The sequence below is a fragment of the Blastococcus sp. LR1 genome, assembly GCF_020166105.1.
Taxonomy (GTDB): Bacteria; Actinomycetota; Actinomycetes; order Mycobacteriales; family Geodermatophilaceae; genus Blastococcus.
This window is the reverse complement of sequence record NZ_JAIUJY010000003.1, coordinates 39765-63669: the sequence shown is the minus strand read 5'-3', so window position 1 is coordinate 63669 and position 23905 is coordinate 39765. Positions and strand designations below refer to the sequence as shown.

The window sequence follows — 23905 nt, the reverse complement described above, 5'->3', positions numbered from 1 at the left end:
TCCGCATCGGCCCTCGCGACCGGTCGCCTGCTTGGATGCGGAGGTGACACAGCCACCGGCGGGGTCCCCCGCTCCCCCGCTGCTGCTCTACGTCGTCAAGCAGCTGGAGCTGGCCACCCGCGCACAGCTGGACGCCTTGCTGCGCCCGTCGGGGATCACGGCGCTGCAGTACACCGCCCTCTCCGTGCTCGTGCGCCGGCCGGCGATGTCCTCGGCCGATCTGGCCCGCGCGTCGTTCGTGAGCGCACAGTCGACCGCCGACCTCGTGGGCGCCCTCGAGCGCCGCGGCATGATCGAGCGGCAGGTCGACCCGGACAACCGGCGCCGCATGATGATCCGGCTGACCGAGGCGGGCCGCACCTTCCTGGACGAGTACGAGCCGCTCGTCGCCCAGGTCGAGGAGCGGATGCTCCAGCAGCTGGACCGCGGCCAGCGCGACGCGCTCCGGGGCTACCTGAACTCCTGCCGCCGTTCCCTGGCGTCGGTGGAGCCGGTCGAGCGCACCTCCTGAGTCCGTTTCCCGCGCCGGAAGACCCTTGTGCTCCCCGGCGGCCGCGAGGACTCTCGCGGTGCCGGGGGGCGGGTGGGAATCCCCTCGTCCGCCGCCCGCCACGGCTCGGCCGGGAGGCGTCATGCCCAAGCGTCTGGTGATCTGCTGCGACGGAACCTGGAACACCCCGGACCAGGCCGCCGAAGGGCGGCCCTGCCCGACGAACGTCACCAAGGTGGCCCTGGAGGTCGCGCCGAAGGGTGACGACGGCCGGGACCAGTGCGTCTACTACCTGCGCGGCGTCGGCACCGACCGCGGTGAGCGCTTCCGCGGCGGCGGGTTCGGGATGGGGCTGTCCAGGAACGTCCAGGACGCCTACCGGACGATCGTGCAGCACTACGAGCCGGGCGACGAGATCTTCCTCTTCGGCTTCAGCAGGGGCGCCTTCACCGCCCGCAGCACCGCGGGCCTGGTGCGCAATTGCGGAGTGCTCAGGCGCGAGGAGGCCGGCCGGGTCGAGGAGGCCTACGCGCTGTACCGGGCACGCGGCGCCCACCCCCGGGGCACGGAGTCCGAGCTGTTCCGGCGCTCCTACTCCTACGAACCGGACATCACGTTCATCGGCGTCTGGGACACCGTCGGCGCCCTCGGCATCCCGGTGCGCGGCATGGGCTGGCTGAACAGGAAGTGGGCGTTCCACGACACCAAGCTCAGCTCCTCGGTGCGGAACGCCTTCCAGGCCCTGGCCATCGACGAGAAGCGCGGCCCGTTCCGCCCGACCCTCTGGGAACCGCACGACGGCGACGCCCATCCGGCCGGGCAGCGACTCGAGCAGGTCTGGTTCTCCGGCGTGCACTGCGGGGTGGGCGGCGGCTACGCGGACACGTCGCTGTCGGACATCGCGCTGCTCTGGATGGTCGAGCGCGCGAAGGAGTGCGGGCTGGCGTTCGAACCGGACGCCTTCTCCCGGCTCCCCGCCGGGACGCGGGCGACGGACAACCGGCCGCACCCGGCCCCGCGCATCGCCGAAGTGGAGCCGCAGGAGTCGCGCAAGGCCCTCTACCGGCTCTTCCCGAAGCACCACCGGCCTCTCGGCGCGGGGCATCCGCGCACCGAGCGCGTGGCCTCCACCGCCGTCCTCCGGCACAGCCAGGACCCCTCGTACCGCCCGCCGCGGCTCGGCGACTACCTGGAGCGGCAGGGCCCGCAGGCCGACCTCGAGCCGGACTTCAAGGCGATAGGTCACCCCTACCCCTGAACCCGGGTCAGACGTGCTTGCGCCGCTGCAGGCCGACGAAGGCGAGCCACCCGACCGGCGCCGGCAGCCAGAACGTGACGGTGCGGAAGGCCAGGACGGCGGTGAGCGCCTCGGTCAGCGGAACCCCGGTCGCGGTCAGCCCACCGACCAGCGCCGCCTCCACCGCGCCGAGCCCGCCCGGGGTGGGCGCGATCGACCCGACCGTGGAGGCGATCAGGTAGACGCCGATGACCGTGGGCAGGGCGACCGAGGCGCCGAAGGCGCGCAGCGAGGCGTCCAGCGCGAGCACGTAGCCGGCGTTCTGCAACAGGATGCCGCCGAGCGCGGTGACCAGCCGTCTCGGCTCGGTGGCGGTGGCGAGCAGCTGCGGGAGGGACTGCCGGACCAGCGGTTCGAGGCGCTCTCGCAGCACTCTGCGCACCTTCGGCAGCGCGGCCAGCAGGGCGAGGACGGCGACGGCACCGAGGACCACGAGGATCACGTCGCCGCTGGGCAGCAGCGACAACCGGGACGCCGACACCCCGCTCGCCCAGGCGACGACCACGAGGATCAGCACGGTGACGGCGACCGTCGCCACCTGGCTCACCGCGACGGTGGCCGCGGCCGCGCCGACGCCCAGGCCGGCGCGCTGCAGGTAACGGATGTTGAGGCCGACGTGGCCGACCGTCGGCGGCGTCACCAGCGTCAGCCACGCCGTCGACACCTGGACCAGCGTGGTGCGCAGCAGGGGCAGCGCCATCGGCACGAAGGCGAGCAGCGCGAGGGCCGCGCCGACGTAGGTCACCGCCGAGCCGCCCAGCGCGACGAGCAGCCACAGCGGGTCCGCCCGCCGGAACTCGTCGACGATGCTGACCTGCGAGAGCTGCGAGGCCAGCAGCAGGGCCGCGACCACCGACGCCACCACGGTGAGGACGACGCGCGGCGAGAACCGCTCGAGCCGCGGCGCGGCGGCCTCCACGCCGTCCGGGCCGGCGAGCGCGCTGTGCAGGTCGGCGAGCAGGTCGGTTCCGCGCACGGCCTTGCGGGCCGCGGCCGGCAGGGCGACCGGCTGGAGCAGCGCCGGCAACCGGCGCGGCGCGGCCCCCGCGAGGTAGGCGCTGCGCAGCGCGGCCACGGCGGCGACCGGTCCGACCACGCCGGCGCCGCCGACGAGCAGGGCGACGGCGTCGAGGTCGCGCTGGAGCTCGCCCGCCGCGGGCTGTGCCGAGCGCAGGTCGCGGAAGCCGGCGTCCCCGTCCGGTCCCAGGACGACGCACTCGGGGCTGAGCGCGCCGTGCACCAGCCCGAGGTCGTGCAGCCGGCGCAGCGCGGCGAAGGCCGCGGCCAGCCCCTTCTCGGCGTCGTCGGCCTCCGGCAGCGGGGTGCCGGGCAGCGGGCGCTCGGCCAGGACGAGGGCCGGACCGACGGCGAGCATCGCCAGCATCCGCGGCACCGCCACCCCGGCAGCGCCGGCCAGGGTGGCGCTCGCGGCCTGCCGCTCCAGCTCGGCCCGCTGGGTGAGCGCCGGGCGGCCGACCACCGCCGCGCGGAAGCGGAGCAGCCGGCCGGCACGGCGAGCGAGCGGCACGCCCCGGCCGTCGGGGTCGACGACGGTGACCGACACCGGGCCGACGTCGTCGGCTCCGTCGAGCCGGACGAAGCCCGCGGCCTGCTCGACCACCTGCAGGTCGCCGACGGCCACTCCGGAGCGGGCGAGCGCCGCCCGGATCACCGCGTCGTCCGGCCGGGCGGGGGCGACGCCACCGGCCACCCGCACGGCGAGCCCGACGACCGCTCCGAGCAGCACGGCGGCGACGGCGCCGAAGACGGTGAAGTTGCCGATCGCGACGGCGGAACCGAGCGAGGCGAGCACCGCCCACTCCGCCGGGCCGCGCCATCTCCGGCGCCGCTGGAGATCCGCGCCGGCCAGGAAGGCGAGCGAGGCGACGACCGGCACCAGGGCCGCGTCGTCGCGCGGAGCGGTGAGGACGTCGGGAATCGCGCCGCCCGCCGCGTCGCCGAACCGCTCCCCCGCGGCGGCCAGGGGCAGCCCGATCGCGAGGGCGACGAGCGCGTGCACCAGCGCCGTGCGGCGGTGCCGGGCGGCGTCCACCGCGACGATCACGAGCACGACCAGCACGGCGAGCGAGGCGACGACCGAGACCACCGAGAGAGCGGTGCGGAGCGGGTCGCGCTGGACGGTCGGGACCGCCTCGACCAGCGCGCTGGCGGCGTCCGGGGTGAGCAGCGTGGCGAGCAGGACGAGGGCGAGACCGGCCGCCGCGGCGACGAGCCGGACGACGTCGTTCGGACGGCGTACCCGCGGCGCCACTCCCCCGCCCGCCTCCGTCACCGGGCCATCATCCCGGACCGGCGGCGAGGTCAGGCCCGGGTGCGGCCGAACGGCACCCGATTCAGCGTCCGTTGACAGCCGTCACCGCGACCCGGGTCCCGAGCCGGTCCCCGGAGGAGGCGGTGAGGGCCCGCAGCGCTTCTCCAAGCGTGGCGACGTCTGCCCGGGGAGTGGCCGAGCTGCAGCTCACGCGCACCGCTCCCGGCACCCGGTCGGACCGGTTCGCCCGGGCGTCCTCGTGGAACCGCTCCACCTCGCTCCGGCTGAGCCCGAGCAGCCGACTCAGGTAGGGGTGGGCGCAGAAGCAGCCACTGCGCACCCCGATGGCGTACTCCTGGGCCAGCCGGTCGGCGATCTCCGCGTGGTGCATCCCGTCGATGACGAAGGCGGCCACGGGCAGACGGTCGCCGGTCGTGGGTCCCAGGCGGCGCAGTCCCGGCACGGTGGCGAGCTCGGCGTCCAGGGCGCGGACGAGCATCTCCTCGTGGAGCCGGTTCCGCCCTTCCTCGGCGATCAGTTCCTCCGCCGCGGCGGCGAGGGCCACGACGCCGACGACGTTGGGCGTGCCCGCGTCGTCCCGGTCGGGGGTGTCGGCCCAGATGACGTCGGTGTGGGAGACCGCCTTCACCGCGCCTCCCCCGACGAGGAACGGCTCACCACGGGCGAGCAGGCGGCGGTCGACGACCAGGCCGCCCGCGCCGAAGGGCGCGAACATCTTGTGCCCTGACCACACGAGCACGTCGATCCCGAGCGCGGCCATGTCCACCCGGCGGTGCGGCACCAACTGCGCGCCGTCGACCACCACCAGCACCCCGCGCTCACGGGCCGCCGCAGCGATCCCGGCGAGGTCGGGCATCCATCCGGTCACGTTGGACGCCCCGGACACCGCGAGCACGCGCGGCGTCGGCCGCTCGTCGAGGGCGGCGATCACGGCGTCGACGTCGTAGGTCCCGGACCGGTCGACGTCGACGATCCGCACCTGCGCATGACGCTGCCACGGCAGCAGGTTGGCGTGGTGCTCGACCGCCGTGGTGACGACGACGTCGTCCCGGGTCAGCCCGAGCCGGAACGCGATCTGGTTGAGCCCCTCGGTGGTGTTCCGGGGGAAGAGCGCCACGTGCGTCGACGGATCGGCTCCCACGAACCGGACCAGGCTCTCGCGGGCCTCCTCGTAGCGGGCGCTGGTGACCTGGGATTTCGCGCCGGCTCCCCGGTGGACGCTCGAGTACCACGGCAGGAACTCCTGCACGGCACGGACGACGCCCTCCGAGGCCGACGTCGTGGCCGCGGCGTCGAGGTCGACGTACCGGCGCTGCTCGCTCCCGACGGAGACGCGCAGGTCGGCACCGACGAGGGCATCCCGCTGGGAGAGGTCCCGCGTTCCGAACAAGGACGTCATTGCATCGAGCTCCCGTCGTGACCGGTCACCGTTCCAGCGACCGCTCGTCAGGCTGCCACCGGGAACCCGCACGCGGGGAGCACGAGAGGCAGCGGCGACCTGTGTGTCGGACGGGAGCCGTGCGGCAGGAACCGGGTGCATCGACGTACCGCGCGGGCGTCGGGAGACCGCCCGACGTCACAGCAGCGGCGTGCCGGTGCGCACGGCCGCGACGACGTCCTCGATCGCCTGCACCGAGCCGACGGCGCCCCGCTCCTCGCCCAGCAGGCCGCCGTGCCCCGCATCCGCGTGCCGGTGGGAGCTGTCGGTCGACAGCGCGGCCATGCGCTCCTGCCCGGTGAGCCAGGCCGGATCGCCCCCGTGCCCGGCGGCGGTCAGCACGACCAGCGGCGTGGCGCCGAGAGTGGTGAGCGCACGAGCCTGACGGAGAAGCGCGGGCATCGTGGCCATCTCGTCACGGACGTTGCGCCAGCCGCGAGGGCTCGAGTTGAACATCCGTGCCTGGCCGGCGGCCGGCTCGGGCAGGCTCGACCAGTACGAGTCGGGGAGCAGCCGCCCGATCCCGAGACGGGCGATGCTGGGCAGGACCGCCATCGCACTGGGGGGACCGCCGCCGACGCGGTAGGGGTCGGTGGGGTCCAGCAGGACCATGCCGGCGACCTGCTCGGGGTAGCGGGCGGCGTAGGTCATCGCGTGGTCGCCACCGATCGAGTGACCGACGAGCACGTAGGGCCCTTCTTCACCCCCGCGCTCGAGCAGCGTGTGCAGATCGGCTGCGGCCTGGTGGCCGTCCTGCGGCTGCGGTGCGTCCTCGCTCCATCCCTGCCCGGCCCGGTCGTAGGCGCAGACCCGGCCGTTACGCGCGACCTCCGGGGTGATGCGCGCCCAGTCGGCCGACGTCAGCCCCAACCCGCTGAACAGCAGCACGGTCGGGCCGCCGGAGCCGGTGCAGTTCAGGTGCAACCGATGGCCGCCGACGTCGTAGGCCGTGCCTGGCATCGCGGAGCCGGCGTCATCGGAGGCCAGCCCGACCGTCTGCACGCCGCCACCCACCGCCGCCGCGGCGATGACCACCACGACGGGGTAGAGCAACCAGCGGCCGCTGCCGGCGGCCAGGGCGCGGCGGATCCGGACGCCCATCCACACGGCCAGCGCCAGCAGCAGAGGGGGCCACACCCATCCGGCGGCAGTCAGCCCGGGGTCGCCCGGCGCGAGGACCAGGAGCCCGAGCCCCGTCGCGGCGAGGACGACGGCGGGCACCAGCGCCCACCGCTGCGGCTGGCTGGTCATCCGCGCCGACAGCGCGGCCAGCAGCGCCCAGCCGGCCGCGAACCCGAGCAGAGCCGATCCGGTGATCACGTGCTCGGGCGCACCGGAGAACACGACCAGGGAGAACGCGACCGCGAGCGATGCCCCGATCAGCAGTGATCCGGCGATGATCCGGCGGATGGGGCCGGCGTGGGTCGCGGGTTCGGCGGCGGGCTCGGTCGCTGCGGCGGTCGAGCTGGGGGCGGGCATCAGCGGGATCTCCTCGATCAGGTCAGGCCGGGAGCAGCTTCGCGGTCAGCGCGACCGCGACCAGGGCGGCGGCGACCCAGTCCACGGTCGCGCAGAACGGCGGCCACCAGCGGGTGCCGGTCACGAAGCCGGTGCGGTGCTGCCACACGTCCTTGAGGCCGTGTCCGGCGAGCCCGGCGACGATCAGCCAGGTAGAGCCGAGTTCCGCGGAGGCGGCAGCGACCACGAAGACCGACGCGACGACGGTCTCGGCGACCAGCACGTGGCGGCGCCCGTCGGCCACGGCGAAGCCGACGTAGATCGCGGCGATGAGGGTGAGGCCGAAGGCGTAGACGGTCGCCGGCTCCAGCCAGAAGAACGCCAGCGGGGAGGTCGCCTGCAGGACTCCGAAGACGACGCCCCAGATCAGCGGTGCAGGGCTGCATCGGGGCACGAGACGACGATGCCGCCCGGAGCCCCGACGGCGCCAGGACGCGGGTTTGACGATCTCGGACATGGCGAGTCGTACAGTGCGCGCGTGCCTGCCCTCGACGTCGCCATCGTGACGTTTCCGTCGGCGCAGATCCTGGACGTGACCGGCCCGCTCGAGGTCTTCTCCAGCGCCACCCACCTGGTGCCGTCGGCGGAGTACCGACCACAGGTGGTGAGCACGTCGGGCGGTCCGGTGCTGGCCAGCTCCGGGCTGTCGTTCGACACCGCAGCGCTGCGGAACGTCGTGGATCCGGTCGACACGCTCGTCGTCGCCGGCGGGCGGGACATGGACGAGGCCTGCGCAGACGAGGAGCTCCTGGAGCACGTCCGGCGGCTGGCCGGAAGCGCCCGCCGGGTCACCTCGGTCTGCTCCGGGGCCTTCGTCCTCGCGGCCGCCGGGTTGCTGGACGGGCGACGGGCCACCACGCACTGGTCGGAGTGCCAGCTGCTCGCGACCGCCCACCCCCGGGTGTCGGTCGACGGCGATGCGATCTACGTGCGCGACGGCGACGTCTGGACCTCCGCCGGAGTGACGGCCGGCATCGACCTGGCGCTGGCTCTCGTCGCGGACGACCACGGCGCGCGGGCAGCAGCGACTGTCGCCCGGCACCTGGTGGTCTACCTGCGGCGGTCCGGCGGGCAGGCGCAGTTCTCCACGTTGCTCGCCGCACAGGCAGCGGAGAGCGAACCGGTACGGGAGCTCTTGGCGTGGCTGCCCGACCACCTCGATGCAGACCTGTCCGTGCCCGCCCTGGCCCGCCGCGTGCACCTGTCGGACCGGCAGTTCAGCCGGGTGTTCAAGGCCGAGGTCGAGGTGACGCCGAGCGAGCACGTGGAGCGGCTGCGGCTCGAGGCGGCCTGCCGACTCCTCGAGACCACCGGCCATTCGATCGACCACATCGCTCGCGTGTGCGGGTTCGGGGCGCCGGAGACGATGAACCGCGCCTTCCGACGTCGGTTGAGCATCACCCCTGGAGACCATCGCCGGCACTTCGGCCAGTTCGCCGCGCGGTAGCCGCCGACCGCACCGCCGAACAGGACGGGGCCGAGGTAGCTCGTCGGGATCCGGGCCCGGCCGCTGATGAGCGGGTCGCACCGGAAGCCGGTCGGAGGTGGCAACGGCGGCGTCAGCGCAGGCGGCGACCGGCGCGGTTCGCGAACTCGTCGAGGGCTGCGAGCACCTCGGTGGCCGGCCACATGCGGTTGCGCTTGAAGCCGGTGAACTCGTCGAGCACACCGGAACTCGTGAGAGCGGCTATCACCCGCGGAACGTCGCGAGGTACGCCTACGCCTCGTCGCGGAGGCAAGCATCGCTGCGGGCACCGGCTCGTTCCCGACGTCACCTGCTCCACCTGCGGGGAGACCGTCGATCCGAGCGACGTCGGCAGGGCGGCCCACCGCGCAGCCCTGAGGGGCGAGCGCGGCGGCTCCCCCTCGGCTGATGGGTTCGGCGGCGCGAGCCACCGGGTACCGCGGCGACGGTGCCCAGCTCCACACGCGCCAAGGTCGCCTGGCTTCTGTCCGCAGCCGCCCTCGGGCCGGCGCTCGTCTGGCTGAGGACACGGAGCAACGGCGTCAACATCAGCCCCGACTCGGCCGCTTACCTGGCGGCTGCCGAGGGCATCGCGTCGGGCCGGGGCGTCGTGGGGGTCGATGACCGAGCCATGTCGCTCTACGCCCCGGGCCTGCCGTCCGTGCTGGCACTGCCCGCACGCTGGGGGGTGGCCGAGGACGCCGGGCGCTGGTTGAACCTGGTGCTCCTGGCCCTCCTCGTCGGCCTCCTCGGGTGGTGGCTGAGCCGCATCGTGCGGCTGCCGCTCGCCATCGGCGCTGCCGGGCTGGCGGCGGTGTCGGCTCCGCTCCTGGAGGTCCACAGCTGGCTGTGGTCGGAGCCGGTGTACGTGCTCCTCGTCGCTGTGTGGCTCGCCCTTCTCGTCCGGATCGTCCGCGCGCCGGACCGGGCCCTCCGGCTCGTCGTACTGGCCGCAGGGGTGGCAGCGCTCGCCACGCTCGTGCGCTATTCCGGGGTCGCCCTGGCGCCGACGGCCGCGATCGTGTTGCTCGCCCGGCCCGGCCCGCTGCGTCGCCGCGTGGCCGACTGCCTGCTGTACGGCGCGGCCTTCGCGGCGCCGGTGGCGACGTGGTTGGCGCGCAACGCGGTGGTCACCGGCGAGGTCACCGGGGAGCGCGTGCCCAACGCGGCCGGACCGTGGGCCATCGCCCGCACGGGCCTGCAGACCGTCGGCGACTGGTTCGCGCCGGCCGAACTGACCGGCAGGCTCCATCTCCTGGCCACCGCGCTGCTCGTGGCCGCCGTGGTGGGGCTCGGCGGGGCGGTCGTCCGCCGTTGGCCACCAAGGTCCGACGAGCGCCGGGCGGTCCTGACGGTCGGCGGCATCTTCGTGATCTGCACCTTCGCGTCGATGGTCGTCCTGGCCAGCCGGACCAACGTCGACCCGCTGAGCGACCGGTTGCTCTCGCCGCTCGTCGTCCCTCTGCTGGTCGTGCTGGTCGTTGCCCTCGACGTCGTGCTCGACGGCCTGCCGCGCCGGCGCGCCGTGGCCCTGGGCACCGTGGCACTCGTGTGCCTCGGCGCGGCCTCCGCCACCAGCGCCGTCGCCGGGGCCGAGCTCGGCGGCCGCGGTGAGCCGACGTACAGCTCACCCACCTATCGGGACGACGACGTGCAGGCGCTGCTCGCGGCGCTGCCCGAGGAGCGGACGACGATGAGCAACCAGTCGCGCGGCCTGCGCTACCTGACCGGGTCGGCGGTGCACGACAGCCCGCGGAGGGTGCACCACGCATCGACCGTGCCCGTGCAGGAGGACATCCCGCGCCTCCGCCGGCTGCTGGGCAAGGGGCCGGTCTACCTGGTGTGGCTCGGCAACGAGAAGCACTCCAGGTACCACCAGACGCCGGGAAGGCTCGCCCGGAACTTCGAGCTCGACGAGGTGACCCACACATCGGCCGGTGTGGTCTACCGCGTGCGCTGCGCGCCCGGCGGGAGCTGCCCTGCCGGCGGGAGCTGACTCCTCCGGCGCGGTGGCGGGGCAGGCGCCCTGGGACCGCCTCGCGACCCTGAAGTCCTCGGCGGCGCAGACATCCACGACCTGCCATCGTCCGACGGACCGGACAGCTGGCTGCCGATAGGCGGGTCGCCTCAGAGGCGGATCGCGGTCGTGACGAGTCCGGCCACGGCGAGCGACCGGCTGTGCGGCGGCCACGCGATGACCGTCGTGACAAGCGAGCTGCAGAACCTGGGTGTGGTCGCGGACCTCGGGCCTGGGGCCGGGCGCGTAGACGCCGATCCGCCTGGCGACGCTGCCGGACGGCGGGCCGGCCGGCGGCTTCTTCGAGGACGCCGGCGTCGTCCCCCGGTGACCGCCACGTGCCCGGTTCGGCCACGCCCATGCAGACCATGTGAGCCGTGGGGCGTGGCGCCATCTCTCGCGCAGGGACCGTGCGCACGATGGGCGCATGCCTCCCCGACCACCCGCCGTCGCCGTGCTGCCGGCGGAACCCGGGGTGTACCGCTTCCGGGACGACGGTGGCCGGGTGCTGTACGTCGGGCGGGCCGCACAGCTGCGCAGCCGCGTGGGCTCCTACTGGGGCGACCTGCGGGACCGCCGCCATCTGCGGCGGATGATGCCCCAGGTATCCCGGATCGAGGCGCTGGTCTGCGACTCGGCGCACGAGGCGGCCTGGGCTGAACGCAACCTGCTCGAGCAGTCGCTGCCCCGGTGGAACCGGGTCGTCGGCGGCCTGGAGGTGCCGGTCAGCATCCGCCTGGACCCCTCGCCGGAGGCCCCGCGGATCGGCCTCGCCGCACCGCACCGGCCGGAACCGGGGATCCGCTCCTTCGGGCCCTACCTCGGCGCCCGCAAGGTGCAGCTGGCCATGTCCGGACTCGAGCGGCTGTACCCGCTCGGCCACGCCGGTCCGGCCCGCACCGCCGGCGAGCGGGAGCTGGCGCGGGCGCGCGGGGGGCAGGACACCCCCGTCGCGCAGCTGGTGAGCGCGGTGACGTCCGTGCTGGACCGCGAGCCGACGGCGGTCACCGCCGCGCTGGCCGCGCTGACCGCCCGTCGCGACACCGCGGCCGAGGCGCAGGCGTACGAGGCCGCAGCCCGGCTCCAGCAGGAGATCGAGGCGATCCAGTGGGTGGTCGCGCCGCAGCGGATCACCGCGCAGAGCGCGGCCGAAGACGTGGAGGTCACCGCCTGGGCCGACGACGTCCTCGTCCGTCTCCGGATCCGGCGCGGTCGGCTCCGCGCGTGGGAGCAGGAGACCTGCCCCGAGCCCGTACCCGACACCCGCGCGCCGACCGGTTGGGTGCCCTTCCTGCGTCGCAACGCGGAACTCGCCGCCCGGCTCGCTGCCCTGCCCGTCAGCTGAGCGGCTCGGGGGTGGGCGAGGACCGTGGCGCATCCGCCGTCGGCGGGCGCGGGCCCCTTCCGCTTCCCGAGACATGATCCGGGCCGCGGGGGCATCGAGCTGCCGTCGGTCCCGAGGGACGGGCCCCGACGAGGTGCGGGGCAGGGCAAGCTGACCCCGTGCAGCACATCGGGATCGACCTCGCCTGGGGGCTCAAGCAACCCACCGGCCTCGCCGTGCTGGACGACGCCGGCCGGCTGGTGCACGTCAGCGCGGTGCGCACCGACGAGCAGATCGAGGCCGCGCTGGCCCCGTTCACCGCCGGCCCGTGCATCGTGGCGATCGACGCCCCGCTGGTGGTCACCAACGCCACCGGCAACCGGGCCGCCGAGCGGGCGCTCAACGCCGACTTCGCGAGGTTCCAGGCCGGGGCGCACCCGACGAACACCGGCAAACCCGAGTTCACCGATGGTGACACCCGTGGCGGGCGGATCGGCCGGCGTCTGGGGCTGGACCTCGACCCCCGCTCGGGCCGCGACCGCCGGGCGATCGAGGTCTACCCGCACGCGGCGACGGTGGCGCTGTTCCGGCTGGGCCGCACGCTGAAGTACAAGAACAAGCCGGGCCGGGCGCTCGACCAGATGCGCGCGGAGCTGCTCCGGCTCATCGACCTGCTGGACGCGGTGGTCGAGCTCGAGCTCGGTGCACCGTTCGCCGCACTGCGCCAGCAGGTGCAGGCCGCCACCCGCAAGAGCGAGCTGCGGGTGGCGGAGGACCAGGTCGACGCCGTGGTGTGCGCCTACGTCGGATGGATCGCCGTACGGCGCCCGGACGAGGTGACCACCTACGGCGACGCGGCCGGCGGCGCCATCGTGACCCCGACCCTTCCGCCGGACCTGCAGCCCGGCCCCAGGGTCGCCGCACCCCCGCCCGACCCGGTGCAGCAGGCCATCCAGGCCTACGCCGACGGCCGGCCCGAGACCCTGGTCGCCGGAACGCAGGCGCTCGCGCTCGTCACCGGGCTGCTCGACGACGCCGGGATCAACTACCTGTCGGTGACCGGGCGGACCAAGACCATCGCCTCGTTCGCGGAGAAGGCGGCGCGCGCGGTCGACGGCGTCCCCGCCTATCCAGATCCGGCGCGGGACATCACCGACCAGATCGGCGTGCGGGTGATCACCTACGTGCAGAGCGACGTGGAGGCGGTCGCCGAGCTGCTGGCCGCGCAGGTACGGGTGATCGACGACCGCGACATGGGGCGGCGGACCGCGCAGCAGGGCCGGTTCGGCTACTCCAGCAGGCACCTGCTGATCGGCGTGGACCCGGGTCGGGCGGCCGAGCTGCCGGAGCTGGTCGGGCGGGTGGTGCAGGTGCAGGTGCGCACGGTGCTGCAGCACGCGTGGGCCGAGTTCGAGCACGACATCCGCTACAAGGGCACGGTGCCGGACGAGCACGCCTCCGAGTTCGACCGCCGGTTCACCCTGGCCGCCGGGCTGCTGGAGCTGGCCGATCAACAGTTCACCGCGATCCGCGAGCGCCTCCGGGCACCGGTTCCCGGCGACGAGGCCGACGACATCGACCCCGACGACCCTCGGATCGCGCCCCGGGAACTGGCGGCGTTCCTGGCCGGGCAGTACGCCGACGCCGGCTGGTCGCGCCCGGACCACTACACCTGGATCTCCGGCCTGCTGCTCGAACTGGGCGTGACCAGCCTGGTGGAGCTGGGCGAGGTGCTCCGCGGCGCCGATGACAGCGGCATCACCGCCCGGATGGACTACCGCTATCCCCCGGGCGCCGTACGCCGGCTGGACGACACGCTGCTGGCCGGCTTCGGGCAGCGGTACGTGGACCTGCACGGCAACGCCGACCGGCGGACCGCGCTGGCCACCCGGCTGCAGCGGCTCGCCGGCGGCTGACCGGCGGCCCGGCAGCCGCCCGCGAGCGACGGCCAGGAGCGTGCCGAAGTCTCGAGTCCCCCTCGAACTCCGAGTCGAACCCCCACGGCTTCTGAGCCGGTGGGGTCTGCTCCTTCTGAGCCGACACTTCCGCTAGACGCCTCACGGACCACATCGGCCGGGCTCGGTTCTCGGGCCCCCCGGACCCGTCCCGGGCCTGGTGGCGACACTGGATGCGCCGGTTCTCGTGGAGCGACCCAGTCGCTGTCACGAAGGCGTCGGCAGGCCCTGCCGCAGCTCCCCATGGCCTGGGCGAGGCTCGCGTGCGACCCCAGCCCACTGCCGGCGACGACGGGCGCGCCGACGGGTTCCCTCGTCCCCGACGAGAGGCTGAGGAGCGGCTCGGGCCGGATGGACCGGTCGGACGGTCAGGCAGCCTGGAAGGAGCGCCGGGAGAGCCCGAAGCTGTAGCCGTCCAACGCCGTGACCACCGGCGCGGTGGGGTCGGTGGCCGCACCCAGGGCGACGAACAGCGGGGTGAAGTGCTCCACCGTGGGATGGGCGTAGGGCAGCCCCGGCGCGACGGACCGGTAGCGGGACAGCTCGGCGACGTCGCCGCGGGCCAGCGCATCGGCCGCCCAACCGTCGAAGTCCGAGGACCAGCCGGGAATCTCGGTGCCCTGCATCATCCCGCGGGTGAGGAACGGTAGGCCGTGGGTCATGTGACCCGAGCCGATGACCAGCACGCCCTGCTCGCGCAGCGGGCGAAGCCGCTCACCGATGGCCAGCAGCCGGTCCGGGTCCTCGGTGGGCAGCGAGAGCTGCAACACCGGGACGTCGGCCTCGGGGTACATGATCTTCAGCGGCACCCAGGAGCCGTGGTCCAGGCCGCGGGAGGCGTGCTGGTGCACGTGCTCGGTGTCGGGCATCAGCCCGATGACGTCCCGGGCCAGCGCAGACGCGTCGGGGGTGTCGTAGCGGAAGGTGTGGTACAGCGGGTCGAAGCCGCCGAAGTCGTAGACCAGCTCGGTGGGCCGGGTCGCGCTCACCGACAGCGGCGCGGACTCCCAGTGCGCGGAGACCACCAGAATCGCCTTCGGCCTGGGCAGCGAGCGCGCCCAGCCGTGCAGCGGGTCGATCCAGTCCTGACGCCCGAACGGCATCGGACCGCCGCCGTGGGACAGGTAGAGGCTGGGCAGCGGCCCGTCCTCCGGCGCCCACTCCCGGTGCGGCTCCAGAGCCGCGACCCGGCGCAGGTGCCGGGCGAAGAGGTGATCGGCCGGGATGCGTGCATCCGCGACCGCCGTCGTGCTGGGACTGGTCATCGCGCGTCCTCGAGAAGTGGGTGGGATCAGGAAGTGGCTGGGATCAGAAGGAGTAGTCGCCGAACCGGCCCCAGGCCACGAAGACGGCCAGGGCGAGCAGCACCACGTTCACGGCGACCATCGGCGTCTCCTTGCGGCGGGCGTGCACGACGATGGCGCCGACCATCGTCAGCGCGAGGCCGACGGCCGCGAGCGGCACCAGCACGGTGGCGACGTCGAAGACCGCGGGCAGGATGAGCCCCAGGGCGCCGAGCACCTCCAGGGCGCCGATGGCCTTGACGGCGCCGGGGCTGAAGTCACCCGCCCAGCCCATCCCGGACTCCACCAGCTTCTCCCGCGGCTGGGCGAGCTTCATCAGCCCTGCTCCCAGGAAGGCCACGGCCAGCACTCCGGCGACGATCCACAAAGCGATGTTCACGGTTCTGCTCCTCAGGTGGTTTACTTGATTGCGCAAGTGAACGTACGAGATGAATACTTGCGCTGTCAAGCATTTGTTTCGACTGTCGGAAGCTGAGGAGAACCGCCGTGGACGCCGAGCAGGAGCCGCGCTGGCTGGATGCTGTGGAGCAGCAGACCTGGTTCGAGCTGATCGCGGTGATGAGCTGGCTGCCCGACGCGCTCGACGCCCAGCTCTCCCGCGATGCGGACATCAGCCACTTCGAGTACCAGGTGATGGCGATGCTCTCCATGTCGGCGCAGCGCACCCGGCGGATGAGCGACCTCGCCGCCCTGGCCAACGGCTCGCTCCCCCGGTTGTCCCGGACGATCGACCGGCTGGACAGGCGCGGCTGGGTGACCCGCCGCCCGGACCCCGACGACGGCCGCGCCACCCTCGCCGTCCTCACCGACGCCGGATGGGAGAAGGTCGTCGCCACCGCCCCCGGTCACGTCGCCGAGGTTCGCCGGCTGGTCATCGACCCGTTGACCAAGGCCCAGGTCCGCCAGTTGCACGAGATCGCGAACCGGATCCGGCACGCCGTCCAGCCCGACGCCTGCCTCCCGACCCTCCCCGCCCCGGACGGCCCCTGACCTTCGCCACGCCCGGAACACTCGCCGAGCCCGCGCTCGTGGCCGGGCACGGTCGTCACCGAGGTGACGCCATCAGGGGTGTCAGGCGCCGCAGCCTCAGGATCTGCTGGTCCACCGACGGCGCACCCGTCGGTCGAACCGGTCCTGGCGCCCGCCCAGCGGACGGCCCAGGAACCTGCCCAGCACGACTCCCGCAGCCAGGCCCAAGCCGATCGCCGCAGCCCCCACCAGCCGGCCCAGCCCGCCCGCGACGTCGTCCTCCACCACGATCTCGAACAGGCCCCGGTAGATCGCGAGCCCCGGCAGCAACGGGACGATGCCGCAGATCGCGACGAGCAGGGGCGGGACGCGCCACCGCTCGGTCAGCACCTCACCGCTGAACCCGACGACCACGGCCCCGACCGCGCTCGCCACGGCGGGACCGGCGTTGAACTGGTCAGCCGCGGACGACGCCGTCCACGCCAGCGCACCGGCCGCCGTCGCCACGCCGACCGCGAGCGGGCGGGCGTGCGACGCCACGGCCCAGAAGCCGGCCATCCCAGCAGCGGCGGCCAGCGCCGCGACGGGGGCCGCGCTGGACGTCGCCGGATCGAGCACGCGCAGCGGGACGTCCGCCCGCCGCGCCACGTCCAGGACGGCGGCGATGCCGACGACGATGCCCGTGGTCAGCGTCAGCACCTCGAAGGCGCGTGCCGCCGCGGTGACGGGGAAGCCGCTGATCGCGTCCTCGGCAGCGCCGACGAAGGACAGCCCGGCGAGGAGCACCACGATCCCCGCGGCGACGACCAGCGAGGTGCGGACCTCGACCTCCGCCACCATGAGGAGAACGGCCGCCCCCGTGGCAACGGCGGCACCGACCACCTGCTGGAAGAACATGGGCAGCCCGCGCCGGCCCAGCGCGCGGATCGTCTGCTCGATCACGGCGGTGGTGACCGCCGCGACCACGACCACCAACCAGCCACCTCCGAGGAGGACGGCGACGCAGCCCGCCACCCCCGACCAGCCGAGTGCGTGGATCGGCCGGCGGTAGGGGTGCGGCGCGGACAGGACCCCGTCCAGCCGGCGCTGGGCGTCCTCCGGATCCAGGTCGTCGGCCTTGATCGCCGCCGCCAGCGCGGTGATCCCCTGGAGCCGCGTGTAGTCCAGCCCCCGGGGGCGCACGATGCGCATCAGCACGAGCGGGGTCACGTCGTCCGGGGCGTAGCTGACCGTCAACGACGTGAAGGTGACGTCGACCTGGCAGTCGTCCAATCCGTAGGACGCCGCCACCCGCAGCACCATCGCGGTCACGTCGGCCGCCGACGCCCCGACCGCCATCATCGACTCCCCCATCCGGAGAGCCAGCCCGAGCGCCGAGCGCGCGGTGGCCGCATCGACCTGACTGGGCCGGGCCCGCAGGGAGAAGGGCTCTGTCGGCGGTCCGGAGCCGGCGATGGCCTTCCGCGCCTGCTCCGGCAGGCGGGCGATCCGCGACGTACGGCCCCGGCTCGTAGAAGGCACGACGTCAGGCTACGGAGTGGAGGGGCGATCCACGGGCCGATACCGGGCCGCAGCCCCGGCAGGTCGTCGGCAGCATCCATGACCGGCGGGCCCGGAGTGGCCACGCCGAGCCCCGCGGCGCCGCTGCGGCCGCCCGTCGCAGTGGCCCGTCCGGGCGGTCACCGGCTACTCGTCGTCCCGACGTCCAGCCGGGCACCGGGCTGCGCCGGTCCCGGCTGTCGCACCGAGGGCACGATCTTCATGGCCAGCAGGCCGGCGACGACGAGCAGCACCGCCGCGACCACGGAGGTCGTCTGCATCGCGTCGGTGAAGGCCTCGCGGGCGGCGTCGAGGATCCCGGCGCCAGCGGGGTCGGTGCCGATCGCGTAGGTGCCGACGGCCAGCGATTCCTCGACCGCCTCGCGGGCGCCGTCCGGAACGGCGGAGAGATCCGGCAGCGACGCCCGGTAGAGCACCGCGTGCAGGCTGCCGAGGAGGGCGATGCCGAGGGCGACGCCGAGCTCGTAGGACATCTCGGAGATCGCCGAGGCGGAACCAGCCCGCTCGCGGGGAACGGTGCTCAGGATCGCGTCCGTGGACGTGGTGAACGTGATCCCCAGGCCCAGGCCGATGATCGCCAGCGCCACCCCGAGCCAGAAGTAGCCCTCGGCTCCTTCGGCGACGGCCAGCAGGGCCAGGCCCCCGGCCGCCACGAGCATGGAGATACCCAGCGCCCGGCCGATCCCGAGGCGGGAGATCACCCAGACGGCGATCACCGTCACGGCCATCGCCGCGATGGTGATCGGCAGCTCCCGGAGCCCGGCCTCGAGCGGTGAGAAGCCGCGCACCAGCTGCAGGTACTGGGAGAAGAAGAACAGCAGGCCGCTGAAGGCGAAGATGGCGATCAGGCTCACCGCCACGGTCCCGCTGAAGGCCGGCTTGGTGAACAGCTCGACGTCGACCAGGGGGTCGGGCAGCCGGCGCTGCCGCCGGACGAAGACCACCCCGACCACGATCCCGAGCAGCCCCGCGACCAGTCCGGCGACGTCGGCGCCCTCACCTGCGGTGTGCTTGACCGCCCACACCAGCGGCACGATCGCCCCGACCGACAGCACGGCGCTGAGCAGGTCGAACCGCCCCGGCGCCGGGTCGCGCGACTCGGGCACCAGCAGAGCCACCGCGACCAGGACGACCGCCATGACCGGCAGGTTGATGATGAACACCGAGCCCCACCAGAAGTGCTCGAGCAGCGCGCCGCCGACCAGCGGGCCGAGCGCGGCGCCGCCGGCGGTGCCGGCCGACCAGATGGCGATGGCGCGGGTGCGCTGCCTCGCCTCGGGGAAGACCGAGCGCACGATCGACAGGGTGGAGGGCATCAGGGTGGCCCCGGCCACGCCCAGCAGGGCGCGGGCGGCGATCAGCCAGCCCGCCGTCGGCGCGAACGCCGCGAGGACCGAGGCCGCACCGAAAGCCGCGACGCCGATCAGGAGCAGCCGTTTGCGGCCGATACGGTCGGCCAAGGTGCCCATCGTGATGAGCAGGCCCGCCAGGGCGAAGGAGTAGACGTCCCCGATCCACAGCACCTGGGTGCTGGTCGCACCCAGGTCGGCGGTCAGCGCGGGGACGGCGAGGGCCAGCACGGTGCCGTCGACCGCCAGCAGCGTGACCGCCAGCGTCACGGCCACGAGTGCACCCCAGGCGCGGGCGCCGGCAGGTGCGGCATCCTCCGCAGCGGGGACGGCGGGGCTCCCCGATGGAGTCTGGGTGATCATGCGAGTAGGGTACCAACCAGATGGTCGGTAGTACCAACCGGATGGTCGGTGACCGCTGTCACCTGTGGCCGACCGACGAGGAGGACCAGATGCGAGGCCAGAGCCGGGATCCGGCCCGTACGCGACGGGCGGTGCTGGACGCTGCGGCGGCGGCGGTGAGGGACCACGGAGCGGGCGTGAGCCTCGACGTCGTCGCCCGCCAGGCCGGGGTGTCGAAGGCCGGCCTGCTGCACCACTTCCCGTCGCGGGACCAGCTGCTCCTCGCGGTCGCGGAGGATCTCGTGGAGCAGTTCCACGCCGCCGTGCAGGCCGCAGTGGATCCCCGCGACCATTCCGAGGGCCGGCTGATCCGCGGTTACGTGAACGCCACGTTCGATGCGCTCGTCGACCAGTCCGGCACTCCGGACTTCGTCGTGCTGACCGCGGCGCTATTGGCGGTGCCGGGCGTGACCGACCTCCTGGCCCGGGACAGACAGCGCTGGGACCAGGCGTTCGTCGACGACGGCCTGCATCCCGAGCGGGTGCTCCTCATCACCCGCGCGGCGGACGGCGCGTCGATCGCGCACGTATCCGAGGGCGACGTCGACAGGGCACGGTCGAGGCAGACCCGGGAGCTCCTCCTGGCGCTCAGCCGCGAGACGGGGCCTCTGGCCGCCGGGTCGTAGTCCGCCCGGGCCGGCTCGACCGGCGTGGACTCGCGGCCACCCCCTCGCCCACGCCCTTCGGCCGCCTCAGGAAGAGCCGGCGACCTCGACCGTCGCACGGTGGGCGAGCACGTCGTCCATGTGCGCCTCCGCCCAGGCCTTCACACCTCGCACCATCTGGTGCAGGGACAGCCCGAGTTCGGTCAGCTCGTAGGTGACCGTGACCGGGACCGTCGGGGTCACCGTGCGGGTGAGCAGACCGTCGCGTTCCAGGGAACGCAACGTCTGGGTCAGCATCTTCTGGCTGACCCCGGCCAGCGCACGGGACAACTGCGAGTAGCGCATCGCGCGGGGACCGTCCGAGTCGCCCGCACCCGGTCCGCCGCTGCCCAGGGCGCAGAGGATCAGCGCGACCCACTTGTCGGAGATCCGGTCGAGCAGCTGCCGGCTCGGGCAGGCGGCGAGGAAGGCGTCGTACTCGGTCTTCGCCCGTGCACGGCGTTGTGCCGCGGTGGTCGTCGCCATGAACCGTCCTCGCGTGGAGTGTTACGCACCTTCAGGTACCTACTTCCCGCTGGGAAGTAGCGAGGTCAGAGTAGCGGCGTCCGCACGCACTCCGCACACGACGACTGGCAGGAACATGACAGCGACCTCCACCCCCCTCCCCGGCGGCACCGCGACGCTGGGCGACCTGACCGTTCCCCGGTTCGGCTACGGCGCGATGCAGCTCGCCGGCCCCTGGGTCATGGGGCCCCCGGCCGACCACGACGGCGCCCTCACCGTCCTCCGCGAGGCCGTCGAACTCGGCATCACGCACATCGACACCAGCGCCGCCTACGGGCCCCGGATCACCAACGAACTCATCCGCGAGGCCCTGCACCCCTACTCCGACTCGCTGCTCGTAGCGACCAAGGTCGGCGCGAACCGCGACGCCCAGGGTGGCTGGCCCGCGGCACGGCAACCCGAGGACATCCGCACCCAGGTGCACGAGAACCTCGAGACCCTCCGCCTGGACGTGCTGGACCTGGTCAACCTGCGGTTGGGCGATGCCCAGGGTCCGCTGGCGGGCTCCCTCGCCGAGCCGTTCGAGACGCTCGTCGAGCTCCAGCAGCAGGGGCTGATCCGGCATGTCGGCGTCAGCAACGCGACGGCGGAGCAGGTCGCCGAGGCGCGGTCGATCGCGCCGAACGTCTGCGTGCAGAACATGTACAACCTCGCCTTCCGCGGGGACGACGAGCTGATCGACGCACTCGCCGTGGACGGGATCGCCTACGTGCCCTTCTTCCCCCACGGCGGCTTCACCCCCCTGCAGTCGTCCGCGCTCTCGGCCGTGGCCGCCCGGCTGGACGCCTCACCCATGTCGGTCGCCCTGGCTTGGTTGCTGCAGCGGTCCCCGAACGTCCTGCTGATCCCCGGCACGTCGTCCGTGCGGCACCTGCGCGAGAACATCGCCGGAGCGGGTCTCGCCCTCTCCCCCGCTGACATCGTCGAGTTGGACCAGATCGGTCGGTGAGCGGCCGATCGCCGCGGGGTCCTCGTCAGCGGCTCTCAGGGGTGCGGGCGCACGAGTGGACGACGTCGGCACCCACCACCGGGAGTCGGTCCTCCGAGGTGAGGCGCAGACAGCCACAGTCCGCGCCCGCCGGTGACTTCTCCCGGCTGGGGCGGAGACTGGGGGGATCCGAGCCTTCGACGAAGGGATCATCATGCTGGTGCGCTTCTGATGGGCTCCCGCGGCGACAAGGACGTCGACACCTTCATGGCGGAGTTGGCGGCAGACCCTGAGTACCAGCAGCGGCGCCAGGCGATCGATGCCGAACACACTCGCCTCGTCGGCATCAACCGGGCCGCGTCCGCACCCCTCGCTGCTGAACTGCGCGCACTCGGCTACGCGGTCGAGTTTCCCGAGGATCTGTACAGCTACGACTACCGGACGGCTGTGCCGGTGCTCATCGACTGGCTCCCGCGCATCGACAACCCCGACGTCAAGGCGTCGATCGCCCGGGCGCTGGCCGTCGGGTGGGCCAGGCCGATCGCGGCCCAGCCGCTGGTGCGGGAGTATGCAGCGGTCCTCGGCAAGGGCGGAGTCCAGAACGAGATGCTGCGGTTTGACTTCGCCAATGCCCTGGACGTCGTCGCGGATTCCACTGTTGCCGACGACCTGATGAGGTTCGTCGCCGATGACCGCACCGAGGACGACGCGCGCTCCGCGCTCCTGAGCGCTCTCGGGCATGCAGGCTCGGCGACGGTCGCCCGATTCGTGGCGGACCAGCTCTCCGACGACGCCAGTCCGCTGGTCCTCGTGGGTGGGCTGGTCGCTCTCCGTCGACTCGGCGACCCGACCACCCGCCCGACCGTCGACAGGTACGTCTCCCATCCCCACCGCGACGTCCGTCGAGAAGCCGTACGAACCGCCAAGTCCTTGGACCGCGCCGGCCACCGGAAGCGCACGGCTGAGTAGGAGGAATGTCCTACGACCTGGCCGTGCGGGTGGGCCGCGCTGCGGCCGACGGACGCGCCGCTGCGAAGGTGTACAGGGAGCTCCTCGACCACCTCGAGCAGAGTGACGATCCGCCCGTCCCTGAACTCGAGAGCTTCCTCGTCGACCTGCTCTGCGCACTCCCCGACGATCCGGACCAGGCCGGCGGCTCGCCGGGGGCGGGCCCACCGTTCGGCGATCCTGTCGCTGGCACCGCGCTCCTGTCGATCGTGGCGGACCACCTGGACACCGCGCGCGTGGTCTGCGTGCAACGCGCAGCCGCCCGTGTCCCGCCGGCTCAGCATCGTGCTGACGGCACCGGCGTCCGCCCAGCGGCGACTGGAGCGCGCACCCCAGGGCATCTCGCGCCACATCGGTCGGCGTGCTTTCCGCTCGGGCACGACCGCGATGCTTCCCTTGGTCGACCGGGCCCTAGCCTCACGTTCATGCGTGCTGTGCAGATCACCCGCTTCGGCGGTCCCGAGGTCCTCGACGTCGTCGACATCCCCGAGCCGGAGGCGGGTCCGGGGCAGAAGCTCTACGACGTCTCCACCGCCGGCATCAACTTCGCCGACACCCACCAGATCGAGAACTCCTACCTCGCCGAGCAGAAGCTGCCGCTCGTCCCGGGCGCCGAGTTCGTCGGCACCCCGGTCGGTGGCGGTCAGCGCGTCGTCGGCCTGCTCGACGGTGGCGGCTACGCGGAGAAGGTCGTCGCGAACGACGCCCTCACCTGGCCAGTACCGGACGGCGTCAGCGACGAGCAGGCGCTCGCCGTCGTCCTCCAGGGCTCGACCGCCTGGCACCTGCTGCGCACCAGCTCGCACCTGGCCGAGGGCGAGACCGTCGTCGTCATCGCCGGTGCCGGCGGCGTCGGTTCGCTCGCCGTCCAGCTGGCCCGCCGCTGGGGCGCCGGTCGGGTCATCGCCACCGCCTCCTCCCCCGAGAAGCGCGCACTGGCCGAGGAGCTGGGCGCGCACGCCACCGTCGACCCGGCGCTTGCCGACGAGGACCCCAAAGCCTTCAACGGCGCGCTGCGCGAGGCCAACGGCGGCAAGCCGGTCGACATCGTGCTGGAGATGACCGGCGGCAACGTCTTCGCCGGCGCGCTCAACGCGCTCGCGCCGTTCGGCCGGCTGGTCGCCTACGGCATGGCCGCGCGCCAGGAGACCCGGGCCGTGCCCCCGGGCATGCTCATGCAGAAGAGCCGCGCCGTCATCGGCTTCTGGCTGGCCCACTGCATGGCGCGTCCGCAGATGATGGACGCCGCCATGACCGACCTGCTCGCGATGGTCGACGCCGGTGAGCTGAAGCCCGTCGTCGGCGGCCGATACCCGCTCAGCAAGGTCGCCGACGCGCACAACGACCTGCTCGCCCGCCGCACCACCGGCAAGCTCGTCCTCGACCCCAGCAAGTAGTCGTCGGGGCCGGCCCCGTCGC

Annotated in this window: 21 protein-coding genes; 11 read left to right on the top strand and 10 right to left on the bottom strand. The window is 73.5% G+C overall.

Annotation, left to right across the window (positions count from 1 at the left end; genetic code table 11):
- Nucleotides 1–43 precede the first annotated feature (43 nt).
- The gene (locus tag LBW97_RS09030; protein ID WP_224499088.1) at nucleotides 44–511 is read left to right on the top strand and encodes a MarR family winged helix-turn-helix transcriptional regulator; all 468 of its coding nucleotides are present in this window, start codon (nucleotides 44–46) and stop codon (nucleotides 509–511) included.
- A gap of 121 nt (nucleotides 512–632) precedes the next feature.
- Nucleotides 633–1748 (top strand): DUF2235 domain-containing protein, encoded by a 1116-nt coding sequence (locus LBW97_RS09025; RefSeq protein WP_224499087.1) that lies wholly within the window; start codon nucleotides 633–635, stop codon nucleotides 1746–1748.
- Between the two features lie 7 nt (nucleotides 1749–1755).
- On the opposite strand, the gene LBW97_RS20390 is transcribed toward LBW97_RS09025, so the two are convergent.
- From LBW97_RS20390 to LBW97_RS09005, 4 genes are all read right to left on the bottom strand, one after another.
- Nucleotides 1756–4080 (bottom strand): YbhN family protein, encoded by a 2325-nt coding sequence (locus LBW97_RS20390; RefSeq protein ID WP_224499086.1) that lies wholly within the window; start codon nucleotides 4078–4080, stop codon nucleotides 1756–1758.
- Nucleotides 4081–4141: 61 nt separating this feature from the next.
- Nucleotides 4142–5479, bottom strand: coding sequence for an aminotransferase class V-fold PLP-dependent enzyme (locus LBW97_RS09015; RefSeq protein ID WP_224499085.1), 1338 nt, complete (start codon nucleotides 5477–5479; stop codon nucleotides 4142–4144).
- Between the two features lie 177 nt (nucleotides 5480–5656).
- A complete protein-coding gene (locus tag LBW97_RS20225; protein ID WP_304505423.1) occupies nucleotides 5657–6997 on the bottom strand; it encodes an alpha/beta fold hydrolase in 1341 nt (446 codons plus the stop codon).
- Between the two features lie 22 nt (nucleotides 6998–7019).
- Entirely contained in the window at nucleotides 7020–7430 is a 411-nt protein-coding gene (locus LBW97_RS09005) for a hypothetical protein (protein WP_224499084.1), read from the bottom strand.
- Between the two features lie 84 nt (nucleotides 7431–7514).
- On the opposite strand from LBW97_RS09005, the gene LBW97_RS09000 reads away from it, so the two are divergent.
- Nucleotides 7515–8483 (top strand): GlxA family transcriptional regulator, encoded by a 969-nt coding sequence (locus LBW97_RS09000; RefSeq protein ID WP_224499083.1) that lies wholly within the window; start codon nucleotides 7515–7517, stop codon nucleotides 8481–8483.
- Between the two features lie 112 nt (nucleotides 8484–8595).
- Here LBW97_RS09000 and LBW97_RS19930 read toward each other — a convergent pair whose 3' ends face one another.
- A complete protein-coding gene (locus tag LBW97_RS19930; RefSeq protein ID WP_255600735.1) occupies nucleotides 8596–8730 on the bottom strand; it encodes a hypothetical protein in 135 nt (44 codons plus the stop codon).
- A 219-nt stretch (nucleotides 8731–8949) separates the two neighbouring features.
- Here LBW97_RS19930 and LBW97_RS08995 point away from each other — a divergent pair, with 219 nt between their 5' ends.
- The 3 genes from LBW97_RS08995 to LBW97_RS20385 all read left to right on the top strand — a co-directional run bounded on the left by LBW97_RS08995 (nucleotide 8950) and on the right by LBW97_RS20385 (nucleotide 13758).
- Nucleotides 8950–10497 (top strand): hypothetical protein, encoded by a 1548-nt coding sequence (locus tag LBW97_RS08995; protein WP_224499082.1) that lies wholly within the window; start codon nucleotides 8950–8952, stop codon nucleotides 10495–10497.
- Nucleotides 10498–10945: 448 nt separating this feature from the next.
- Nucleotides 10946–11863 carry a hypothetical protein gene (locus tag LBW97_RS08990; protein WP_224499081.1) on the top strand — a complete coding sequence of 306 codons (918 nt, stop codon included), beginning with the start codon at nucleotides 10946–10948 and terminating at the stop codon, nucleotides 11861–11863.
- 158 nt (nucleotides 11864–12021) lie between these two features.
- Nucleotides 12022–13758 (top strand): DUF429 domain-containing protein, encoded by a 1737-nt coding sequence (locus tag LBW97_RS20385; RefSeq protein ID WP_224499080.1) that lies wholly within the window; start codon nucleotides 12022–12024, stop codon nucleotides 13756–13758.
- A 407-nt stretch (nucleotides 13759–14165) separates the two neighbouring features.
- Here LBW97_RS20385 and LBW97_RS08980 read toward each other — a convergent pair whose 3' ends face one another.
- Nucleotides 14166–15062 carry a dioxygenase gene (locus tag LBW97_RS08980; protein ID WP_224499079.1) on the bottom strand — a complete coding sequence of 299 codons (897 nt, stop codon included), beginning with the start codon at nucleotides 15060–15062 and terminating at the stop codon, nucleotides 14166–14168.
- A 43-nt stretch (nucleotides 15063–15105) separates the two neighbouring features.
- On the bottom strand, nucleotides 15106–15480 hold the full coding sequence (locus LBW97_RS08975) for a DoxX family protein (RefSeq protein WP_224499078.1): 375 nt from the start codon (nucleotides 15478–15480) through the stop codon (nucleotides 15106–15108).
- A 107-nt stretch (nucleotides 15481–15587) separates the two neighbouring features.
- Between LBW97_RS08975 and LBW97_RS08970 the strand changes: the two genes are divergently transcribed.
- A complete protein-coding gene (locus LBW97_RS08970; protein ID WP_224499077.1) occupies nucleotides 15588–16091 on the top strand; it encodes a MarR family winged helix-turn-helix transcriptional regulator in 504 nt (167 codons plus the stop codon).
- Nucleotides 16092–16187: 96 nt separating this feature from the next.
- Here LBW97_RS08970 and LBW97_RS08965 read toward each other — a convergent pair whose 3' ends face one another.
- Both LBW97_RS08965 and LBW97_RS08960 read right to left on the bottom strand, forming a co-directional pair.
- A complete protein-coding gene (locus tag LBW97_RS08965) occupies nucleotides 16188–17591 on the bottom strand; it encodes a threonine/serine exporter ThrE family protein (protein ID WP_224499076.1) in 1404 nt (467 codons plus the stop codon).
- Between the two features lie 158 nt (nucleotides 17592–17749).
- Nucleotides 17750–19342 (bottom strand): MFS transporter, encoded by a 1593-nt coding sequence (locus tag LBW97_RS08960; protein ID WP_224499075.1) that lies wholly within the window; start codon nucleotides 19340–19342, stop codon nucleotides 17750–17752.
- A gap of 20 nt (nucleotides 19343–19362) precedes the next feature.
- Between LBW97_RS08960 and LBW97_RS08955 the strand changes: the two genes are divergently transcribed.
- Nucleotides 19363–20007, top strand: coding sequence for a TetR/AcrR family transcriptional regulator (locus LBW97_RS08955; protein ID WP_308010445.1), 645 nt, complete (start codon nucleotides 19363–19365; stop codon nucleotides 20005–20007).
- Between the two features lie 66 nt (nucleotides 20008–20073).
- Here LBW97_RS08955 and LBW97_RS08950 read toward each other — a convergent pair whose 3' ends face one another.
- Nucleotides 20074–20511: a helix-turn-helix domain-containing protein gene (locus tag LBW97_RS08950; protein ID WP_224499073.1), complete on the bottom strand. Its 438-nt coding sequence runs from the start codon at nucleotides 20509–20511 to the stop codon at nucleotides 20074–20076.
- Nucleotides 20512–20626: 115 nt separating this feature from the next.
- Between LBW97_RS08950 and LBW97_RS08945 the strand changes: the two genes are divergently transcribed.
- The 3 genes from LBW97_RS08945 (at nucleotide 20627) to LBW97_RS08935 (ending at nucleotide 23883) form a co-directional block, all read left to right on the top strand.
- Nucleotides 20627–21499, top strand: a complete 873-nt coding sequence (locus LBW97_RS08945; protein ID WP_224499072.1) for an aldo/keto reductase family oxidoreductase — start codon at nucleotides 20627–20629, stop codon at nucleotides 21497–21499.
- Nucleotides 21500–21631: 132 nt separating this feature from the next.
- Complete coding sequence (locus LBW97_RS08940; RefSeq protein ID WP_224499071.1) at nucleotides 21632–22447, top strand: HEAT repeat domain-containing protein; 816 nt, start codon at nucleotides 21632–21634, stop codon at nucleotides 22445–22447.
- Between the two features lie 464 nt (nucleotides 22448–22911).
- The gene (locus tag LBW97_RS08935) at nucleotides 22912–23883 is read left to right on the top strand and encodes an NADPH:quinone oxidoreductase family protein (RefSeq protein ID WP_224499070.1); all 972 of its coding nucleotides are present in this window, start codon (nucleotides 22912–22914) and stop codon (nucleotides 23881–23883) included.
- The last annotated feature ends 22 nt before the right edge of the window (nucleotides 23884–23905 follow it).

Bases quoted from the DNA above. Each gene is read 5' to 3' on its own strand.
- LBW97_RS09025 (WP_224499087.1), top strand. From the start codon at position 633: ATGCCCAAGCGTCTGGTGATCTGCTGCGACGGAACCTGGAACACCCCG.
- LBW97_RS09015 (WP_224499085.1), bottom strand. From the start codon at position 5,479: ATGACGTCCTTGTTCGGAACGCGGGACCTCTCCCAGCGGGATGCCCTC.
- LBW97_RS20225 (WP_304505423.1), bottom strand. From the start codon at position 6,997: ATGCCCGCCCCCAGCTCGACCGCCGCAGCGACCGAGCCCGCCGCCGAA.
- LBW97_RS08990 (WP_224499081.1), top strand. From the start codon at position 10,946: ATGCCTCCCCGACCACCCGCCGTCGCCGTGCTGCCGGCGGAACCCGGG.
- LBW97_RS08980 (WP_224499079.1), bottom strand. From the start codon at position 15,062: ATGACCAGTCCCAGCACGACGGCGGTCGCGGATGCACGCATCCCGGCC.
- LBW97_RS08960 (WP_224499075.1), bottom strand. From the start codon at position 19,342: ATGATCACCCAGACTCCATCGGGGAGCCCCGCCGTCCCCGCTGCGGAG.
- LBW97_RS08955 (WP_308010445.1), top strand. From the start codon at position 19,363: ATGGTCGGTAGTACCAACCGGATGGTCGGTGACCGCTGTCACCTGTGG.
- LBW97_RS08950 (WP_224499073.1), bottom strand. From the start codon at position 20,511: ATGGCGACGACCACCGCGGCACAACGCCGTGCACGGGCGAAGACCGAG.
- LBW97_RS08945 (WP_224499072.1), top strand. From the start codon at position 20,627: ATGACAGCGACCTCCACCCCCCTCCCCGGCGGCACCGCGACGCTGGGC.
- LBW97_RS08935 (WP_224499070.1), top strand. From the start codon at position 22,912: ATGCGTGCTGTGCAGATCACCCGCTTCGGCGGTCCCGAGGTCCTCGAC.